At 62.6% G+C, this 17,635-nt stretch carries 17 protein-coding genes; 9 read left to right on the top strand and 8 right to left on the bottom strand.

The features are described from left to right. The first annotated feature begins 117 nt into the window (after window positions 1-117). The 3 genes from BQ4888_RS17905 to BQ4888_RS07770 all read left to right on the top strand — a co-directional run bounded on the left by BQ4888_RS17905 (window position 118) and on the right by BQ4888_RS07770 (window position 1,955). Complete coding sequence (locus BQ4888_RS17905) at window positions 118-405, top strand: HesB-like (seleno)protein (RefSeq protein WP_338084863.1); 288 nt, start codon at window positions 118-120, stop codon at window positions 403-405. 171 nt (window positions 406-576) lie between these two features. Next, entirely contained in the window at window positions 577-1,182 is a 606-nt protein-coding gene (locus tag BQ4888_RS07775) for a 50S ribosomal protein L11 methyltransferase (RefSeq protein WP_092056034.1), read from the top strand. 38 nt (window positions 1,183-1,220) lie between these two features. Next, the gene (locus BQ4888_RS07770) at window positions 1,221-1,955 is read left to right on the top strand and encodes a M48 family metallopeptidase (RefSeq protein ID WP_092056030.1); all 735 of its coding nucleotides are present in this window, start codon (window positions 1,221-1,223) and stop codon (window positions 1,953-1,955) included. A 70-nt stretch (window positions 1,956-2,025) separates the two neighbouring features. Here BQ4888_RS07770 and BQ4888_RS07765 read toward each other — a convergent pair whose 3' ends face one another. Continuing rightward, on the bottom strand, window positions 2,026-3,012 hold the full coding sequence (locus tag BQ4888_RS07765) for a serine/threonine protein kinase (protein ID WP_092056027.1): 987 nt from the start codon (window positions 3,010-3,012) through the stop codon (window positions 2,026-2,028). 181 nt (window positions 3,013-3,193) lie between these two features. On the opposite strand from BQ4888_RS07765, the gene BQ4888_RS07760 reads away from it, so the two are divergent. The 4 genes from BQ4888_RS07760 (at window position 3,194) to BQ4888_RS07745 (ending at window position 7,414) form a co-directional block, all read left to right on the top strand. After that, entirely contained in the window at window positions 3,194-5,344 is a 2,151-nt protein-coding gene (locus BQ4888_RS07760) for a hypothetical protein (RefSeq protein ID WP_092056025.1), read from the top strand. A gap of 18 nt (window positions 5,345-5,362) precedes the next feature. After that, a complete protein-coding gene (locus BQ4888_RS07755) occupies window positions 5,363-5,884 on the top strand; it encodes a hypothetical protein (protein WP_092056022.1) in 522 nt (173 codons plus the stop codon). Between the two features lie 131 nt (window positions 5,885-6,015). After that, complete coding sequence (locus BQ4888_RS07750) at window positions 6,016-6,594, top strand: hypothetical protein (protein WP_092056020.1); 579 nt, start codon at window positions 6,016-6,018, stop codon at window positions 6,592-6,594. Then, window positions 6,584-7,414 carry a class I SAM-dependent methyltransferase gene (locus BQ4888_RS07745; RefSeq protein ID WP_170232787.1) on the top strand — a complete coding sequence of 277 codons (831 nt, stop codon included), beginning with the start codon at window positions 6,584-6,586 and terminating at the stop codon, window positions 7,412-7,414. Before BQ4888_RS07750 ends, BQ4888_RS07745 begins: the two co-directional genes overlap by 11 nt. A gap of 24 nt (window positions 7,415-7,438) precedes the next feature. On the opposite strand, the gene BQ4888_RS07740 is transcribed toward BQ4888_RS07745, so the two are convergent. Next, entirely contained in the window at window positions 7,439-7,741 is a 303-nt protein-coding gene (locus tag BQ4888_RS07740; protein ID WP_092056015.1) for an HNH endonuclease, read from the bottom strand. A gap of 173 nt (window positions 7,742-7,914) precedes the next feature. Between BQ4888_RS07740 and trkA the strand changes: the two genes are divergently transcribed. Together trkA and BQ4888_RS07730 are read left to right on the top strand one after the other, a co-directional pair. Next, window positions 7,915-9,267 (top strand): Trk system potassium transporter TrkA, encoded by a 1,353-nt coding sequence (trkA, locus tag BQ4888_RS07735; protein ID WP_092056011.1) that lies wholly within the window; start codon window positions 7,915-7,917, stop codon window positions 9,265-9,267. Continuing rightward, window positions 9,268-10,710, top strand: coding sequence for a TrkH family potassium uptake protein (locus BQ4888_RS07730; RefSeq protein ID WP_092056007.1), 1,443 nt, complete (start codon window positions 9,268-9,270; stop codon window positions 10,708-10,710). It begins immediately after the preceding gene. 292 nt (window positions 10,711-11,002) lie between these two features. Here the strand turns inward: BQ4888_RS07730 and BQ4888_RS07725 are convergent, their stop codons facing one another. From BQ4888_RS07725 to BQ4888_RS07705, 6 genes are all read right to left on the bottom strand, one after another. Continuing rightward, a complete protein-coding gene (locus BQ4888_RS07725; protein ID WP_092056005.1) occupies window positions 11,003-11,650 on the bottom strand; it encodes a response regulator in 648 nt (215 codons plus the stop codon). A gap of 47 nt (window positions 11,651-11,697) precedes the next feature. Next, window positions 11,698-11,919, bottom strand: coding sequence for a hypothetical protein (locus tag BQ4888_RS17330; RefSeq protein WP_140396616.1), 222 nt, complete (start codon window positions 11,917-11,919; stop codon window positions 11,698-11,700). A gap of 96 nt (window positions 11,920-12,015) precedes the next feature. Then, complete coding sequence (locus tag BQ4888_RS07720) at window positions 12,016-15,294, bottom strand: winged helix-turn-helix domain-containing protein (protein ID WP_092056002.1); 3,279 nt, start codon at window positions 15,292-15,294, stop codon at window positions 12,016-12,018. Between the two features lie 181 nt (window positions 15,295-15,475). After that, window positions 15,476-16,270 carry a peptidoglycan editing factor PgeF gene (gene pgeF, locus BQ4888_RS07715; protein WP_092055999.1) on the bottom strand — a complete coding sequence of 265 codons (795 nt, stop codon included), beginning with the start codon at window positions 16,268-16,270 and terminating at the stop codon, window positions 15,476-15,478. Continuing rightward, a complete protein-coding gene (locus BQ4888_RS07710; RefSeq protein WP_092055997.1) occupies window positions 16,267-17,286 on the bottom strand; it encodes an RluA family pseudouridine synthase in 1,020 nt (339 codons plus the stop codon). The genes pgeF and BQ4888_RS07710 overlap by 4 nt, the downstream gene beginning before the upstream one ends. Next, window positions 17,287-17,556 (bottom strand): hypothetical protein, encoded by a 270-nt coding sequence (locus BQ4888_RS07705; RefSeq protein ID WP_092055994.1) that lies wholly within the window; start codon window positions 17,554-17,556, stop codon window positions 17,287-17,289. Window positions 17,557-17,635: the final 79 nt, after the last annotated feature.

The following is a 17,635-nucleotide window of genomic DNA, read 5'->3' as shown; positions in this document are numbered from 1 at the left end:
GCCCGGCTGCACTCGCAGCCGGGCTTTTCTTTATCCCGAAGCAAAAAGCACGCGACTCTTGACATCATTCTTATATTCGCATATTGTTATGTCAAACAGACCAACAAGGAGGTCGCTATGAAGATTACCGAGAGCGCCCGCGAGGCGCTGCAAGAACTGTTGAACAAGAGCCCGGGCAAGGCCGTTCGGGTCGTTTTCCAGGGCTTTGGCTGAGGCGGGCCCCGTCTGGGGTTGGCTCTGGATGAGCCGAAAGAAAATGAAAAGAGCACCAAAGTCGGCAGCATCGAACTTTTTATGGAAGAGAGTATCGAGCCCTTCACCGAGGACCAGATGATCGACTATGTGGATAACTGGTCCGGCAAAGGCTTCGTCATCGCTCCCGAGTACGGTTCTTCCTGCTGCTGAGGAACCGATAAAACAGAAGAAAGCGGCGCGTTGTCCCCTGGTGGACACGCGCCGCTTTCATTTTCCCCTCCCCCGCCACCACACCTTTTCGTTTTGGCCTTTTGCCGCCGCCTTTGCTATGATGCCGTGATTTTAAGAGAAACTCACGGTTTTCATGAGCAGGGAGGACGCATGTCGGGCCGCATTTTCAAACCTTTTCCGGTGGGCGCATTTACCATCATCCCCGCCGGCTTTCCCACCCCCGACCCTTGCGGCATCCCGCTGATCCTCGGTCGCAAGGGAGCCTTCGGTTCCGGCGAGCACGAAACGACCGCCTCATGTCTGGAGCTGCTGACGACCATTCCCGATATCCAAGACTGTCGGGCCTTTGACCTTGGCACCGGCACCGGCATCCTCGCCCTCGCCGCAGCCCGCCTCGGCGCCGCCTCGATCGCGGCCCTCGACCTGGAATGGCCGGCGGCCCTCTCCTGCGCCGAGAACGCCCAGCTCAACGGCCTCGAAGACCGGGTTCTGACTATCTGCGGCGAGCTTTCCGCCATTGCTACGCACCCTTTCGATCTGGTCATGGCCAACATCTACGCCGACATCCTCTTGCCTTTGGCCGACCGGCTGGTGGAGCTGACCCGCCCCGGCGGCTATCTGCTTCTCTCCGGCATCCCCCTGCAAGACAAGTTCGACATCCAGCGCCGTTACACCCAGCTCGGCTGCACCGTCGCCGACAGCCGCATCATGGAGGATTACGCCAGCTTCCTGCTGCAAAAACCGGCGGCCCCGTAGCGTCACCGGTCTACTTCCACGCGACAAGGAGAACGATCATGAAGTTCAGAATCGTCCCGCTATTACTTCTGTTGACCTTGACCCTGAGCGGTTGCGCCGCCGACAGCATGCTCGCCGTCGGCGCCGGCGTCCTGCAGGCCACCACCCTCGACGAAAACAGCGTGCGCCAAACCTCAGCCCTGGCCGCCCAGGAAATGGACAGCAAGAATCAGGTCGCCCCGGCCAACAGCCCCTATAGCCAACGGCTCGACAACCTGACCCGCAACCTCACCAACTACGACGGCATGAACCTCAACTTTAAGGCCTACTTAGCTAAGGATATCAACGCCTTCGCCATGGCCGACGGTACCGTTCGGGTCTATTCGGGACTCATGGACGTCATGCCCGACGATCAAGTGCTGGCGGTCATCGCCCACGAAGTCGGGCATGTCAAGCTGAAGCATTCCTACAACCAGATGCGCGCTCAGATCCTCACCGACAGCGCTTTTCAAGGGCTGGTCTCGGCCGGCGGGGTGATCGGCAACGTCTCTTCTTCCCTGCTCGGAAAACTCGGCCAGACTGCCATCAGCGCCCATTTTTCCCAGCAGGACGAACTCGAAGCCGACGCCTACGCGGTCAAGGCGCTCAAGCGCTGGGGAAAAGACCCCTACGCCATGCGCCGCTCCATCGAAACCCTCGAAGGCATCCAGTCCGCCAAAGGCGGCTTCCTCAGCTCGCATCCCTCGAACAAAGCACGCCTGGACAATATCGATCAGGAAATCAAAAGATTGTAGAAAACCTGGCAGGATAGGAACAACAGGGGGGCGGCCGTTCAGCACAACGGACCGCCCCCTTTTTTAGTGCTCAGGGCATCGGCAGCGGCGGTTCGTTGAGCGCGGCGAGTTGTTCGCGGAGGTGGAGGATGTGTTCCCCCCAGTAGCGGATGGTGTTGAACCAGGGGAAGTGGACGGGAAAGGCGGGGTCGTCCCAGCGGCGGGCGAGCCAGGCGCTGTAATGGAGCATCCTCAGGCTGCGCAGGGCTTCGATCAGACGCAGCTCGGCGGGACGGAAGTCATTGAATTCGCCGTAGCCTTCGAGCAGTTCGGCGAGCTGGGCGGTCTGCCGGGGGCGATCGCCGGAGAGCATCATCCACAGATCCTGTACCGCCGGGGCCATGCGCGCATCGTCGAAGTCGACGAAGTGGGGCGCCTGGTCGCGCCAGAGGATATTGCCGACATGGCAGTCGCCGTGGGTGCGAATGCAGCGGGCGTCAACCTCGACTAACAGGGCGTCGACGACGTCGAGCAGGTCGGCGGTGATAGCCTGGTAGTTGGCGCGGTATTCCGGCGGCATGAAGCGCTCGGCGATGAGCGCCGCGCTCTCGCGACCAAAGCTTTGGCAGTCGAGACGCGGCCGCTCGGTGAAAGGGCGCAGGGCGCCGATGCGATGGATGCGGCCGAGCAGCCGACCGAGGATGAGCAGGTTGTCGAGATTGTCCAGCTCCGGGGCGTGCCCCCCTTTGCGCGGATAGAGGGAAAACCGAAAATCGGCGAAATGAAAGAGGCTCTCCCTCGCACCGTCGCGCCAGGGGGCGACCACCGGCAGTTCGTGCTCGGCCAGCTCGAAGCAGAACTGGTGTTCTTCGCGGATCTGCCCGTCGCTCCAGCGCTGGGGCCGGTAGAATTTGACGATCAGCGGCTGATCATCCTCGATGCCGACCTGATAGACGCGGTTTTCGTAGCTGTTGAGAGGGAAGGTGCGGTAGTCGCAACGAAAGCCGAGGCTTTCCACGGCATCCATGACCAGGCTGGGGGTGAGTTTTTGAAAGGGATGAAGATTCGTTTCCGGCATGAAGGCTCCACGAAAAGGGAGCCTGCAGCATAGCATTGATGGGGGTGTCCGGCCCAGGTAAAAGCTCGCCCGCGGCAAGGCGGACTTGCATTAATGTGATACTTTGGGGATGATAGGGACAGGTTCCCCGCTGCAATCTCCGGCTCATCAGTCGCCCAACCCCGAACAGGGCAGGTTCACGATGGAAATCATCCCCCCGGCCGCCGTCCCCCTGATGCCGCACGAAGTCCCGGCCGTCACCCCGGTCTCGCGGGAAGAGCGGCAGCACGACCTGCTGCTGCATCAGATGATCCGGGCGACGGTCGAGGAGGGGGGGCAGGAAAAGGCGCTGCTCAACTTCGGTGAGCGCAAGCTTTGGATGGAAACCGGCACCCCTTTGCGCACCGGGGATACGGTCACCCTGCAGGTGGTGGAAAACGATACCCGACTCGGCTTCCGCCTCATCCCTCCGAATCTGCTCGAACGCCTCGGCCAATCCCTGCACCTGCTCGACAAGCAACTCGACCCCATGGCCCTGCTACCCGCCCTGATCGAGGGACGGGAGCCGGGGGGTAAGAACCTCGACCAGAAGACCCGCGACGGCCTCGACCGCCTCTTCAGCCTGCTCCGCCGGGCGCCGAGCGAACTCGACGGCCAGGCCCTGCGGGAGATCCCCCGACGGCTGGGGCTGTTGCACGAAGCGCAACTCGGCTCCGGACAGACTGAGGCCGCCCGCGAAACGCTGAAAAACGCCCTCGGCCAACTGCAGCAGGGACGCGCCGAGCTGCGTCAGGCCTTGCGCGAGCACCTGGAACCGCTCTTCGCTTCCCTGCGCACCCTGCCGGAACAGTTGGCCGCAGCCCCAACCGCCGCCGGCCGCCCGGCGCCGCAAGCTCCCGCCCTGGCCGCCGTGCTGCAGCCGCTGCTGCGCCTGGCCCAATCCCTGCCGGAAGCGCCCGCCAGTCCCCAAACATCCACTCCGGCGCCGACGGCCCTCCTCGACACCGCCCGGTCCGCGGCCCTGGCCCGGGAATTCACCCAGGCGCTGGGGGATTATCTGCGTCCCTTCGCCGGGCAGACCGCCGCGCCCTTGCAACGCCTGGAAGAAGCCGCCCGCGCGCTGGCGGCGCCACCCGCCGAGGCCCCGGTGCTGCGGGAAGCCGCCCAGCAATTCTGGAACCGGCTGGCGGCCGCGCCGGCGAATGCTCCGGCCGCGCCCGAGGCCGGGCAAGCGTTGACCCGCCTGGCCGAACAACTGCTGCAACCGGCGTCGGCGATGGACGACAAGTTTTTCCGGGATCTTCCCCGGCAACTCGGCCTGACCAGCGAAGGGCGGGGAAACGCGGCCCTTGCCGACCGGCTCGACCGCCTCGCCCAAGGCCTCGGCCGACTGCCCGAAGCCCTGCACACGCCGGAGCGGATCGGGGCCTTTCTTGATCGCCAGCCCTCGGATCTGGCGGCGGTGCTGCGGCCGCTCTTCCGCTTCGCTGCATCCGGCCCGCCCACGGCACCGACAACAGCGGCGCCGGGCCTGCCCCCGGCAACCGCCGGCACGGCGCCGGCCGTGGGCCTCCCGATTCTGCCACCGGCCGAGATCACCGCCACCACCCAGGCTTTCGTCGAAGCGCTGCGCGACTACCTGCGCCCCTTCGCGGCAATCACTGACGCCTCACTGGAAAGGATCGCGGAGCAGTTGGCCTTGCTCCCCCAGATGCCCAGCGGTCCTTTCGATCAGGCCCTGGCGGCGCTCGGGCATAAGCCGACGGGCAAGGATCTGCTCGGCGCCCTCTTCCATCTGCTGCGCGGCACACCGGAGCGCCTCGCCGAAGGCTCGGCCGAGAACCTGGCCCGGCAACTCGCTGAGGCCTTGGGCAAAAGTCTCTACCAGGAACTCGACCGCGTCGAGCAGCGCCAGGAGGAAAGCCTGCGCCACCTGGAGCTCTGGCAACTCTGTCGCTCGCGCCTCGGCGAGAGCGACAGCACCTTCGTCCCCTTACCCCTGCCCTTTCTCGACAACGGTTATCTCGTCGCCCAGCGCCGGGAATCCGCCGAAGAAGGGGGTGCGGAAGGCAGGGACGAAACCTTCACCCTCTCACTCTATCTCGACCTGCGCAAACTCGGCTGTGTGCAGATCGATCTTCTCTATCAGCAGCAGGAGCTCTTCGTGCGCTTTCATTGCCAGGATTCGGGGGCGGCGCAGGCCTTTTCCACCGCCCGGGATGAACTCGGCGACAGCCTCGGCGGCATTCCCCTCGCTACCGTCGCCGTCGGCGTCGGGGCGGAAAGCCCCGATAAGGCCTTGATCCGCGAGATCATCCCCGCCGAGCGCAGCCTGCTCGATGCCCGCGCCTGATCCCCAGGGAGTCCCCCCATGCGCCACCTCTTTTTCCTCTTCACGACGGTCGTCATCCTCGCCCTGACCGCCCCCGCGCCCGTGACCGGCGACGACGGCCTCTACTGCCTGGGGGCCGACTATCTGGCCTATCAGCTGCACCAGCCGACGGAAACGAGCCGGCAACAGCTGACCGTGGTACGCCTCGACCCGCTCCTCGGGGTGGTCGAAACCCGGACCCATGAGATCGAGGCCTTTCCCGTTCTCGGCATCCGCTGCCTGAAGAAGGGCGTCGACCTGCTCGCCTGGGATCGCATCCGCCGCTTCGACCTGAAGGATGCCGACGCGGCGGAACCTTCGCGGGTGGAGCCCGACCCGGAAGACTCCCTGCTCCCCGATTTTTCCGAAGAATCACTTATAAGTACCGACGGATCGACCGGGGAAGTTCCCCTGAACATCGCCGAAGGCCGTTTTACCCTGGTGATCGCGAAGGATGGCCCGACACTGCGCCATGACCATCCTGGTGGCAGCCGGACCGAGATTCCCCTGCCCATCCCCTAGTCCCCATCGGCTCTTTGGAATTCGCTACTTGTCCATTTACAGCCGGGCCCCGAGGGGCTAAAATGTAAGCCTGTTGAATTTGCATGCCATACCATGGAGAGAGCACAACTCTTATCCCAGAGGAGGGAACCATGAAAGTATTGCCGTCGCTGCTGCTCTATCTGCTGCTGAGTACCGGCCTCGCCCAAGCGGGGATCGATAACGACCCGTTTGCAACCTTCGCCTTTGGCGAAGCGCCCCAGGGGGACATGCTCTGTACCGCCGGTCCCTGCGCCGCCGGGAAAACCGCTCTGACCCATCGCGCGCCGACCCAGGCGGTGGCCTACTACAAAAAGTCGAGCGACCTGACCCACATCGACGGGGTGGAGATTTCCGCCCCCGTTTACACCTATTACCAGGAAGAGCTCTTTCAGGTCTTTTTCAAGCTTCTCGGTCCGGCCGAAGAAGGGGAACAGCTGGTCGACGCCTTCATTGACCGCCTGCGGGAACGCAGTGCGGCGACCCTGCTCCATGACACATTCGCTGCCGCCCCCTCCGGCAAGGCCTACCACGACCAGGTCTACCTGCTGGATAACGGCTACCTGATCAGCGCCCGGCGCACCCAGGAAGACGGCCGCTGGCTGCCTCCCCATATCAGCCTTTATGAGCCTCGCCGCATGGATCAGGTGCGGCTGGCCTTTAACCCCGACTACCGCCCCCATGACGACTGAATCTTACGATTTTTCGCGCTGCAAGCTCTGCGGGGCGGCGGCCGCCGCCCCGCGCTACCGGCTCAAGACCACCACCATCCAGGTCTGCGCGGCCTGCGACTTTCATTTCATCAACCAACTCGATGTCATGCCCACCGAGCGACCGGAGGCGGAAGTCCGCACCCTCGACGTCGTCGCCTGGAATTTCATCGAAAAACAGCTCAAAAAAAATCGCCGCCTGCTTGAGCAGCGCTTGGCCCTGGTCGCCCGTCATCTCCCCCTGAACGAAACGGAATGCCTCGATATCGGCGCCGGGGTCGGGCTCTTCGGCCACTTGCTGCAAGAAGCGGGTGCGACGTCCTTCGGTATTGAACCGCAGCTGATTTTCCGTCAGTTCGCGGAGGAGAAATACCGCCTGCAACTGCGCGCTGAAACGATTGAACACCCCTTCTGGCAGGAGCGCCACGCGGGGCACTTCGCGGTCGTGACCCTCTGGGACACCCTGGAACACCTCAACTTTCCCGTGGAGACCCTGCGTGACGCCATTCAGGTCATGAAACCGGGCGGCCTCCTTTTTCTCGACACTCCCTCGCGGGATTCCTTCTACTACCGCATCAGCGAGTGGTCCTACCGCCTCAGCAACGGCGCCAATCCGCTCTTTCTCAACTCCCTCTACTCCCCCAAACCTTTCCGGCACAAACAGATCTTCACGGTGCAACAGCTGACAGATCTGATCGAACGACTCGGGTTGAAGGTCGTCGAACTAAACCGCTCGGGCCTCTTCGATTCCAGCAACAAAATCATGCTGGTAGCGCAAAAACCAGGCGACTCCGCCCGCTAAAACCGAAACTTCCAGCAACTGTGGCTACGCACGATCTTCCCGCCCCAGTCCGGCGAGATAGTCTTCCCATTCCATGGGCAACAGGTTCTTTTTCTTGTTGTTGCAGCTTTTACAAGCCGGCACGCAATTGGTCTTAGTGCTTTTACCCCCCCGGGAGACGGGGACGAGATGGTCGAGGGTCAGCTCTTTCGGCGCCACCTTCATCCCACAGTAATAACAGATGCCGGTGGCAATGCGGTTTTTCCACCAGCGGCTTTGGCGCAACTCCCGGGCCTTTTCCCGCTCGCGGCGTTCATCTTCTTCGGTTACCTCCAGAAACGGTTCCATCTTCACTCTCCTCGGCAAAAGAATCGGCGCATTGTAGCTGAAGGCGCCCCCCCGAACAATGTCTGTCTGGACAGGCGTTACAAGGCTTGCGCATTTTTGCGTTTTGTGCGATTTATCAGGCGTTTTGAGTCGCTCTTCAGAGAGCCATCTTCCACCAGGAAACGTGCAGTCCCATGAAAATTCTCATCGTCGGCGTCGGCCAGGTCGGCTACTTCCTTTGTGAACGCCTCTCCCTCGAAGGACACGAAGTCACCCTTATCGACCGCAGTCCGGAACACCTGGGCAAGGCGGCGGACCGGCTTAATGTCCTCGGCATCCACGGCAACGGCGCCAGCGCCGAGATTTTGGAGCAGGCGGGAATCAAAGACGCGGATATCTTCATCGCCGTCACCGATCTCGACGAGGTCAACATCCTCGCTTGCCTGCTCGCCCGGGAATACCAGGTGCCGACCCGTGTCGCCCGGGTCAAAAGCATCGAATACACCGGGCAGGGGGCGGTCCTTTCCAAAGAGAAGCTCGGCATCGACCTGCTCATCAATCCCGACGACGCCGTCGCCGAGGAGATTGTGCAGATCGCCTGCCGCGCCGGTGCCTTCGACGTGGCCGAATTTGCTGAAGGGCAGATCCAGTTTCTCGGCTACCGGATCAACGAGGACAGCCCCCTGCGCGACCTTTCCCTACGGGAACTGGGGGAGATTCGCGGCATCTACCGCTTTGTCATCACCGCCATCAGTCGTGCCGGGCAGACCATCATCCCTCGGGGGGACGATGTCATTCTGGCTGGCGACAGCATCTTCATCGTCGCCCACCGTAAAGATCTGCCGGCCATTCAATATCTGCTGCAACAGCAACAGGGGAAGAAACGCGGCGCCGCCCGGGCGTTCATTCTCGGCGGCGGCAATATCGGCCTGCACGTGGCCCTGGAGTTGGAAACCATGGGTTTTGCAGTGCGCCTCATCGATCAGGATGAAAAACGCTGCGAGCGCCTGAGCGCCAAGCTCAATCGCACCCTGGTCATCAACACCGACGGCACCGACATCCGCACCCTGCTCGACGAGGGGGTGGACGGCGCGGAGATCTTCATCGCCGTCACCGATAACGACGAAAGCAACATCCTCTGCTCGCTACTGGCCAAGCAGCACGGTGCCCGCCGCAGTCTGGCTCTGGTCAACAAGCCGGAATTGCTCAATCTCGCCCCCTCCCTCGGCATCGACGCCTGCGTCTCCCCCCGTCAGGCCGCCGCCGGTGCAATCCTCAAATACGTGCGGCGCGGCGGCGTCATTTCCCTGGCGGCCATCGAGGGGAGCAACGCCGAGGTCATGGAAATCCTCATCAAGCCGGACAGCGAAAAGATCGGCATCCCCCTGCGCAAACTGCACTTCCCGGCCGGAGCGATCATCGGCGCGGTGATGCACGGGGAAACGTACACCATCCCCACCGGGGACTGCCATCTGCAGGCGGGGGATCGGGTCGTGGTCTTCGCCCTGCCCGCTGCTCTGGGCAAAATCGAAAGGTTTTTCGAGTAGATGAACGCCCCCGCCACACTGCGCATCCTCGGCGCCCTGCTCATTTTCCTCGGTGGCGCCTTGTTGACGCCGATCCCTTTTTCCCTCTATTTCGCCGACGGCGCCGCCGGCGCCTTTCTCCTCTCCTCGGGGATTTCACTGACGGTCGGCCTGCTTCTCTTCAAGGGCTGCCGGGGCGGCATGGAATTCTCGGTACGGGAAGGCTTCGCCATCGTCACCTTCGGTTGGCTCTTCTACGCCCTCTTCGGCGCCCTTCCCTTTATCCTGAGTGGCGCCATTCCGGCGCCTTTGGATGCCGTCTTCGAGACGATGAGCGGCTTCACTACCACCGGCTCGACCATTCTCAGGGTGATCGAAGGGCTGCCCGAAAGCATCCTCTTCTGGCGGGCCCTCACCCACTGGCTCGGGGGGATGGGGATCATCGTCCTCTCCCTGGCGATCCTGCCTATGCTCGGCGTCGGCGGCATGCAGCTCTTCAAGGCCGAGGTTCCCGGCCCCACCGCCGACCGCCTCAAACCACGCATCCAGGATACGGCCAAGCTCCTCTGGGGAGTTTATCTCCTACTCACCGCCGTTGAAACCCTGTTGCTCATGCTCGGCGGGATGACCTTCTACGAAGCCCTCTGTCACGCCTTCGCCACTCTCGCAACCGGAGGCTTTTCCACCCGCAATGCCTCGGTGGCAGCCTATGACAGTGCCTATATCGACGGGGTGATCACCCTCTTCATGTTCCTCGCCGGGATCAACTTCTCCCTCCACTATCATGCCCTGCGCGGCCGCCCCCGGGAGTTTTTCCGCAACGAGGAGTTCCGCCTCTATCTCGCCATCACCCTCGGTGCCGTCGCCGCTCTGGTCTATTTCAACCAGGGAACGGTCTATACTTCGGTGACGGAGAACTTTCGCTACAGCGCTTTTCAGGTCACGTCGATTTTGACCACCACCGGCTTCGGCACCGCCGACTTTGAACTTTGGGCGTTACCCGCCCAGTTTCTATTGGTGCTGCTCATGTTCGTCGGCGGCTGCGCCGGCTCCACCGGCGGCGGCATGAAGGTCGCACGCATCCTGCTACTCTTCAAGCATGTGCGCAACCAGCTGTTCAAACTCATCCATCCCAAGGCGGTGCGCCTGGTCAAGCTCGGGGAAACGCCGGTGGACCGCGACGTCATGCAATCGATCCTCGGCTTTTTCGCCCTCTATATGGGCATTTTTGTCGCCGCCTCGCTGCTCATGACCGCCACCGGCATGGATCTGGTATCGGCGACGACTTCCGTCATCGCCACCCTGAGCAACATCGGCCCGGGGCTCGGCTCGGTCGGCCCGGTGGATAACTTCGCCCACGTTCCGGACTTCGGCAAAGGCGTCCTGACCTGCTGCATGCTCCTCGGCCGCCTGGAACTCTTCACCGTATTGGTGCTCCTCTTCCCCTCCTTCTGGAAAAAATAATCCAGCTGATGGAAAACACCCAGCCAGGGAAACGGCGCGGGTAATCGCGCACAAAAAAATGGCGCGCGACGTAAGTTGCCTTGCGTCGCGCGCCATCCCCTCCTGCAGATAACGCCATAACGGCCCGAAAGCCGATTTAATTCCGGATCATGCGGTGGCGCTGGGGAAGGGAGGCGGAAACTCCCTGGCCTTACCGCTGTATTCCGGACATCACAACTTTAAAATATTCCGCCTCTACAATGCAATCCGGTGAGTTGTGTATTTTTCTGTGGGGAATTCCCTGATTTTTCACTCAAGCGCTGGTCAATCCCTCGCGCACCGCGTATTTGACCAGATCGGCGAAGGATTTCAGTCCCAGCTTTTTCATGATCCGCGACCGATGGGTTTCGATCGTTTTCGGGCTGAGCCCAAGATGGTCAGCGATGTCCTTGGATGAGAAGCCATCCACCGCCAACCGCAGCACTTCTTCCTCCCGCCGGCTCAGCAGCAGTCCGGCGGCGGCGCCATCGGCGTGGGCCGGGGCGATCAATTCCTCGAGCATGACCGAGGTGATGCCGGGACTGAGGTACATTTTCCCCGAGGCGACCGCCTGAATCGCCTGGATCAGCTCGTTAAAGGCGGCATCCTTGACCACGTAGCCGCGAGCGCCGGCCTTGATCATGGCGAGCACGGTCTGCCGGTCGGTATAGCCGGAGAGGCCGATGATCCGGGCGCGAGGCTGGGTCGAGAGGATTTTTCGCGTCGCTTCGATGCCGTTGAGTCCGGGCAGGCGTACATCCATGACCACGACATCGGGGCGCAGCTCGGTGGCGAGGCGCACCGCCGTCTGGCCGTTGCTAGCGATGGCGAGAATCTGCATGTCGTTGCGCTGAGTGAACATCTGGCGCATACATTCATGAAAAATCTCATGATCGTCAACGTAGAGAATCCCTGTGCTCATAGATGGCTTCCCGGCATATTAGACTGTCGAACCGACATCATTCCCCCTCAGGGCAAGGCATGAAAGGGGAGAGGAACCGGCTCGCCGGTAGGCAGCAGGTCATCCTCCAGGGATAGACGGCCAGTAGCGTAACGACGGTAGAGGGTACAGCAGTGACAGAGCCCACCCTGACAGTAGAGTGCCACCAGATTTTTCCAGGTGCGGCTCGACCGATGGCCGTATTTGTCAAAAAACCCGCAACGCTCCACATAGGGACAGTGCTTCTCCATCGCCGCGTCTCCGAATGAGTATTTTAGTCATTTATTGTCCTTATCCTACCGCCGCGATCTGACAAATTTCTTACAGATGGGGGAATTCCTGCTTTTTCAGAAATTTCCGCGCTTTTCCGGCTGCGGAACCCACAGGGATTCGACGATGGCATCGATTTCATCCGGCTCGTAGTCGGCCCGAGCGAGGGCTTTACGGTACTGCTCCAACATGCGCCGGGCCGCTGTCGGTGCATTACCCCGGCTGTGCAGTTCATAGAGAGCCTTGACCAGGTCATGCTGGGTGGGATCGACGCGCAGGGCTTCGTTGTAAAGATCGAGGGCCTCGTCGTCGCGCCCGGCCGTGACCAGAAGCCCGCCCCAGGCCAGCACCCCCTGCAGGTAGAGGCGTTCCAGTTCGGAACGGCGCGCCAGAAGCTGCTCATCCTCAACCTCGACCTGGCTCAGGTAGCCTCCCCGCCAGAGGCGCAAACCCCGATAGAGGCGGTTTCCCGCCTGCCAGGGACGCCCCTGCCGGGCCAGCCGCAGGCCGCTGACGATCTCCGCGGAAAAATCCTCGTCCTCGGCATGGCAGTTGATCAGGGCCAGAACACCGCGCTTGAGTTCCAGGTAGTTTTTGGCGGAGAGGGGATGGCAGGCGGCATCGAGCACCCGCCGCGCCCGGGAGAGCAGGGTGTCGAAGCTGGCCCGGGATTTGTCCGCCGGGCTCTCCGGCCAGAGTCCCAGCTGCATCCGTTCCTGCGGCAGCGACCGCTCCTTTTCCGACAGAAGCAGCGCCCAGAAGGCCCGTTGCGCCGGGCTCCAGACCCCCTCCCGCAACTCCATACGCCGATCGAGGCTCATCACCAGCGGCCCGAGCGTCCGAATATGCAATCGGGGCAAGATCCGCCCCTTGTCGAGCAGGGCCAGGTCGAGCTGACGGGCGGCGATGGCACGGGCGGTCTCGACCTCGATGCCGAGACGGCCGGCGGCGGCCAGGAATTCCTGCAGCAGGGTCGGCGTGGCCAGGTAAAAATGGCGGAGATGATTGTTCTTGAGTCCGACCATGGCACCGCGGATGTCGGCGCCGGCCTCCTCAGTCCGTCCCAGGGAAAGGCGCAGCAGCCCACGAAAGGCTAGGGCGCCGATTCGGGTAAAGTGTTCGTCGAGATCTTCGCAAAGGCGAATGGCCTCTTCCAGCAAGCGCTCGGCCCGCTCCGGCTCACCGAGCCGGACACAGGCGGCGCCGAGAATCATGCGATTGATCGCCGTAAAGAGGCGCCCCCCGGCCTCGTTCCGCAGGGCCAGCGCCTCGTCCACCGCCGCCAGCGCTTCTGGGCGGCGGTCCGCCAGCGCCAGAAGAAAGGCCTGGTACTGGCGATACATGCCGCGCAGATGGGGGTTGCCGGCGGCGTAGCCCGAATCGAGGCCCATTCGGACAAAGGTCGCGGCCTCGTCAAGACGCCCCTCGGCAAGAGCGACGTCGATGTCGAGCACCCAGAAAAGCGGACCCAAGGTGGTCTTGACCAGCAGGTCGCGGCTGAAGATCTCCTCGATGACGGCGCGCTGCCGGTGATAGTTGACGAGATCCCCTTGCAAGCTCAAGAGGTTGAGCTGCATCAGCCGCAGGTACAAGCGATGCAAGGGGCTCACCCGGGGATTGGCGAGCAGTTCCTGGGCTTCTTCCGCCTTGGCGCGAAAGCTCTCCCAGTGCCCCCGCACCGCGTAGTGGTAGCCTTGAATGATGGTGATTCCGGCCAGCAGATTGTCGTAATCGTGCTGTTTCGCCAGTTCCCAGGCATGACCGGCGTAACGCGGCACGGCTTCGCCGTCGCCATAAATAAAATAGTGTCCCGCCGCCAAGGCATGATTGACCTGGATGAGCATGATCGGAGGGAGGGTCGATTCGAGTCCGGCCAGAAGCCTTTCGGCGCGACCCAGAAGCGGCGCGGCGAGATTGAAGCGACCGTCGATGAAGAGGTGAAAGAGGATCAGCTGCGCCGAGGCCAGCAGCTCTCCCCGCGCCATCCCGGTCTCGGCGAACCGGCCACGGGCCTGTTCCAGCAGGGCGTGGGCGCGTTCGGGACAGCTATCCATCAGGCTCATGCCGTAATAGAAGGCAAGGACGGCGTACTCGTCCATAACCGGTTCAGGAAGGGTTCCCAGGGCCGTTTCCAGGGTTTTCAGGCGGTTGCTTCCCAGCAAGGCCATGCCGAAATCCTTAAGCAGCGCCTCGCAAGCGGGATAATCCCGGGCTTCGGCCAGACAGGCCAGGGCTTCCTCGATCCGACCGTCCTCCAGGTACCAGCGCCCACCCCGCGCCAGCGCCCGCCGCCGCTCCTCCTCGGAAAGCTCCCGTAGCCCCAGGTTGCGCAGACTGTCGCGGAAAAGGTGATGGAAGCCGTAGGTACACCCCTCCTCATCGGCACGGACGAAGAGATTATGCCGGGAGAGTTCGGCGAGCAACTCCGGCACGCGTTCGTCCTCGCTGACCCGGGCGATGAGCGGCAAGGGCAAATCGTCGAAAAGGGCAAGCCGCAACAGGCCGTGCCGCATTTCCTCGTCGAGCCCGTCGAGAACCTCCTCGCCGAAGAACTCCTCAACCTGCTCTTGCCCCAGACTTTCCATGCCGTGCAAGCGGCTGCACACGGCATCCTCGCCGAAGCGGGCGAGGGCTCGGCCGATCAGCACCAGCCCCATGATCCAGCCTTCGCTACGGCGCACCGCCAGATCGAGCGTCTCCCCCGTCGGCGCCAGGTCGAAGAGCCGATCATAGAGCGCGACCGTCTCTTGCCGGTTCAGGGCCAGCGTCTCGTTATCGAGGATCAGTAGACATTTTTTTTCCAGGGATAGCGGCAGAGCCCAGCGGGAAAGACCCAGCACCCGGACGTCAACGGGCAGGAACTGCAACAGAGAGGAAAAAAAGGCGAGGCTGGCGGGGGACCCGTCGATCAGATGCAGGTCGTCGAACACGAGGAAGAAGGGTCCGGAAAGAAAAGCGGAGAGTTCGGTGGCGAGCAGTTCGGCGGCCCGCTCGGCATCCCCCGTGGCCAATTCCCCTTTGTCGAGCATGGCCTCCAGAAGCGGGGTGCGAAACCGTGCCAGCGGCCGCCGCAAGCCCTCAAGTAGCGCGGCACAGAAAAAGACCGGATCGCGGTCCTCCTCCCCCATCTGGTACCAGAGGAAGGGGGCGTCGCATTCCTGGAGAAATTCCCGCGCCAGGGTGGTCTTGCCCCGCCCGGCCTGGCCCCGGATCAGAAAGATTCGTCGACCGCGCGCCTCGGCCTGACGCAATATTTCGATCACCCGGGTACGGGGGAGATGGCGTTGCGGGTCGAGCACGGGCGGGCTGAACTTGCCGGCCGCGAAAGATCGCGCCGATGGCTTCTGCTCGGGCAAGGAGAACCTCTGTCTGCTCGCGGTGAATAAGAGCGGTCACAAACCGGCCGCATGCGGTTTTAATCTAATGCAGATCGACCCGATTGCACAATAAGGGAAAACAGGGATTTTTCTGTGGGGGAAATACTGAATCCGCCGACGCGCGCGGCGTCGGCGGAAATCGAATCAGGAGGGAGGGGGATCAACCGAGGAGAACAAAGCCCATCTGGCGGCCGGTTTTTCCGGCATCGCGGCGATAGGAGAAGAGCATTTCGCGATGGCAGCAGGTGCATTCCTCGGCCACGTCGACGGCGTCTTCCGGCACGCCCGCCTCGGCCAGTTGCAACTGGCAGGCGCGGCGCAAGTCGAGATGCCATTTGCCCAGATCAACCTCCGCGGCAATCGCTTCCCAATGACCGGCGCCGGCCCGGAAGGCCTCGCGGACCTGGCGGTCGACCTCGTATTTATGCGCGCCGATACCGGGACCGACAGCGGCCACAAGATCCGCCGCCCGACAGCCGAAACTGGCGGCCATGGCCTTCACCGCCTTGCCGAGAATCCCGGCGGCAGCCCCCCGCCAGCCGACATGAACGACGCCGGCGGCCTGCTTGAGCGGATCATGGAGGAGGACCGGAAAACAGTCGGCCACCAAGACACCGATCATCATGCCCGGCTGGTTGGTGATCACCGCGTCGCATTCCACCTGTAAAAAGTGGGAAAGATCGGGATTGGGCTGATCGACCACCAGCACGTCGGTGCCGTGCACCTGCTGTACCGTCAGCAGTTGATGGGGCTGCAGGTCGAACGCGCGAGCCAGGGTCGAACGATTGCCTTCCACATTGTAACGGGGGTCATCGGTATTGAAGCCGAGATTGAGCGAGTTGTAGGGGGCGCGGCTGACGCCGCCGTTGCGGGTGGTGAAACCGGCACGGATCCCGGCGGTCTCCCCCCAAGTGGGTTGCAGATAATGAAGTTTTCCCTGCTTGACGAGTTTCATGGTGAGGGGGATTCTCCGGAAGAAAGCGCCTGCTGCGCCGGGTCGGCGGGGAGGCGATATTTGTTGTCGAGATAGGCTACGAGGTCGGCGAGTTCCGCGGGGAGCGGACTTTGAAACTCCAGGTAGGCGCCGCTTTCCGGGTGGATGAAACCGAGTAGGCGGGCATGCAGGGCCTGGCGCCCCAAGGCCCGGACCATGGCGCGCAGCTCGGGATCGGCGAGGGCTTTGCCCCGCTGGCTGCCGCCGTAGACCGGATCGCCGACCACCGGCATGCGCGACTCGGAAAGATGCACGCGAATCTGGTGGGTGCGCCCCGTTTCCAGGGTCAGTTCCACCAGCGCCAGACCGTCGGCGGCATAGCGGCGCAACACCCGCCAGTGGGTGACAGCTCGTCGCCCGGCGCGGCTTTGTGTGCTCATCTTTTTACGCTGCACCGGGTGCCGACCAATGGGCAGGTCGATGGTTCCGGCCGCGGCGGTCGGCAGTCCGTGGATCAGGGCCAGATAACGGCGGGTAATGGAGTGGACTTTGAACTGGGCGGCCAGATGCTGGTGAGCGGCATCGTCCTTGGTCGCCACCATCACCCCCGAGGTGTCTTTGTCGAGGCGGTGGACGATCCCCGGCCGCAACTCCCCGCCGATCCCCGCCAGGTCACGGCAGTGGTGAAGTAGAGCGTTGACCAGCGTCCCCTCGCGATGGCCGGCGGCCGGATGTACCACCAGACCGGCCGGTTTGTCAACCACGATCAGGCGCGAATCCTCATAAAGAATCGTCAGGGGAAGATCCTGGGGCCGGGCGGTGGTAGGTTCCGGCGGCGGAATTTCGACCGTCACCGACTCTCCCCCCTTAAGGCGGAGGCTGGCTTTGACCTGCTGACCGTCGAGTCGAACCCGGCCGTCGTCGATGAGTATTTTCAACTGGGAGCGGGACAGTTCCGGCAACTGTTCCGCCAGGAAACGATCGAGGCGCTCGGTCGAGCGCCCGAAAGGAAAGAGCAGTTGGCGAGTGGACTCCATCTACCAGATGGGGCTTTCGATCTTGCCGGCCTGCTTGATCATGACATCGACGATGGCCCGGTCGAAAAGATGGTCGGGATTTTCCAGGTCGGGAACGATCCGGCTGCGGAAGTGCTCACGCCCCTCTTCGATCTCCTCGCCGAGCAGCTCGAAGATATTATCTTTCATGATGCCTTCGCGGACCTTGTCCTGGTTGTAGAGGGCGATGTCCGACACGATCGCCCGCGCCAGGCGGAAAGCCAACTCCGGATTGTCCACAAGCCTCGCCATGAATTCCTCCCAACCGTAAAACTAAAATTGAAATACCGTCGACTGTCACGCAACTCTTCGAAACACCAGCAGATTAGCC

The organism is Desulfuromonas acetexigens (assembly GCF_900111775.1).
GTDB classification, from domain to species: Bacteria; Desulfobacterota; Desulfuromonadia; order Desulfuromonadales; family Trichloromonadaceae; genus Trichloromonas; species Trichloromonas acetexigens.
This window is presented reverse-complemented; position numbering and strand designations above follow the sequence as displayed.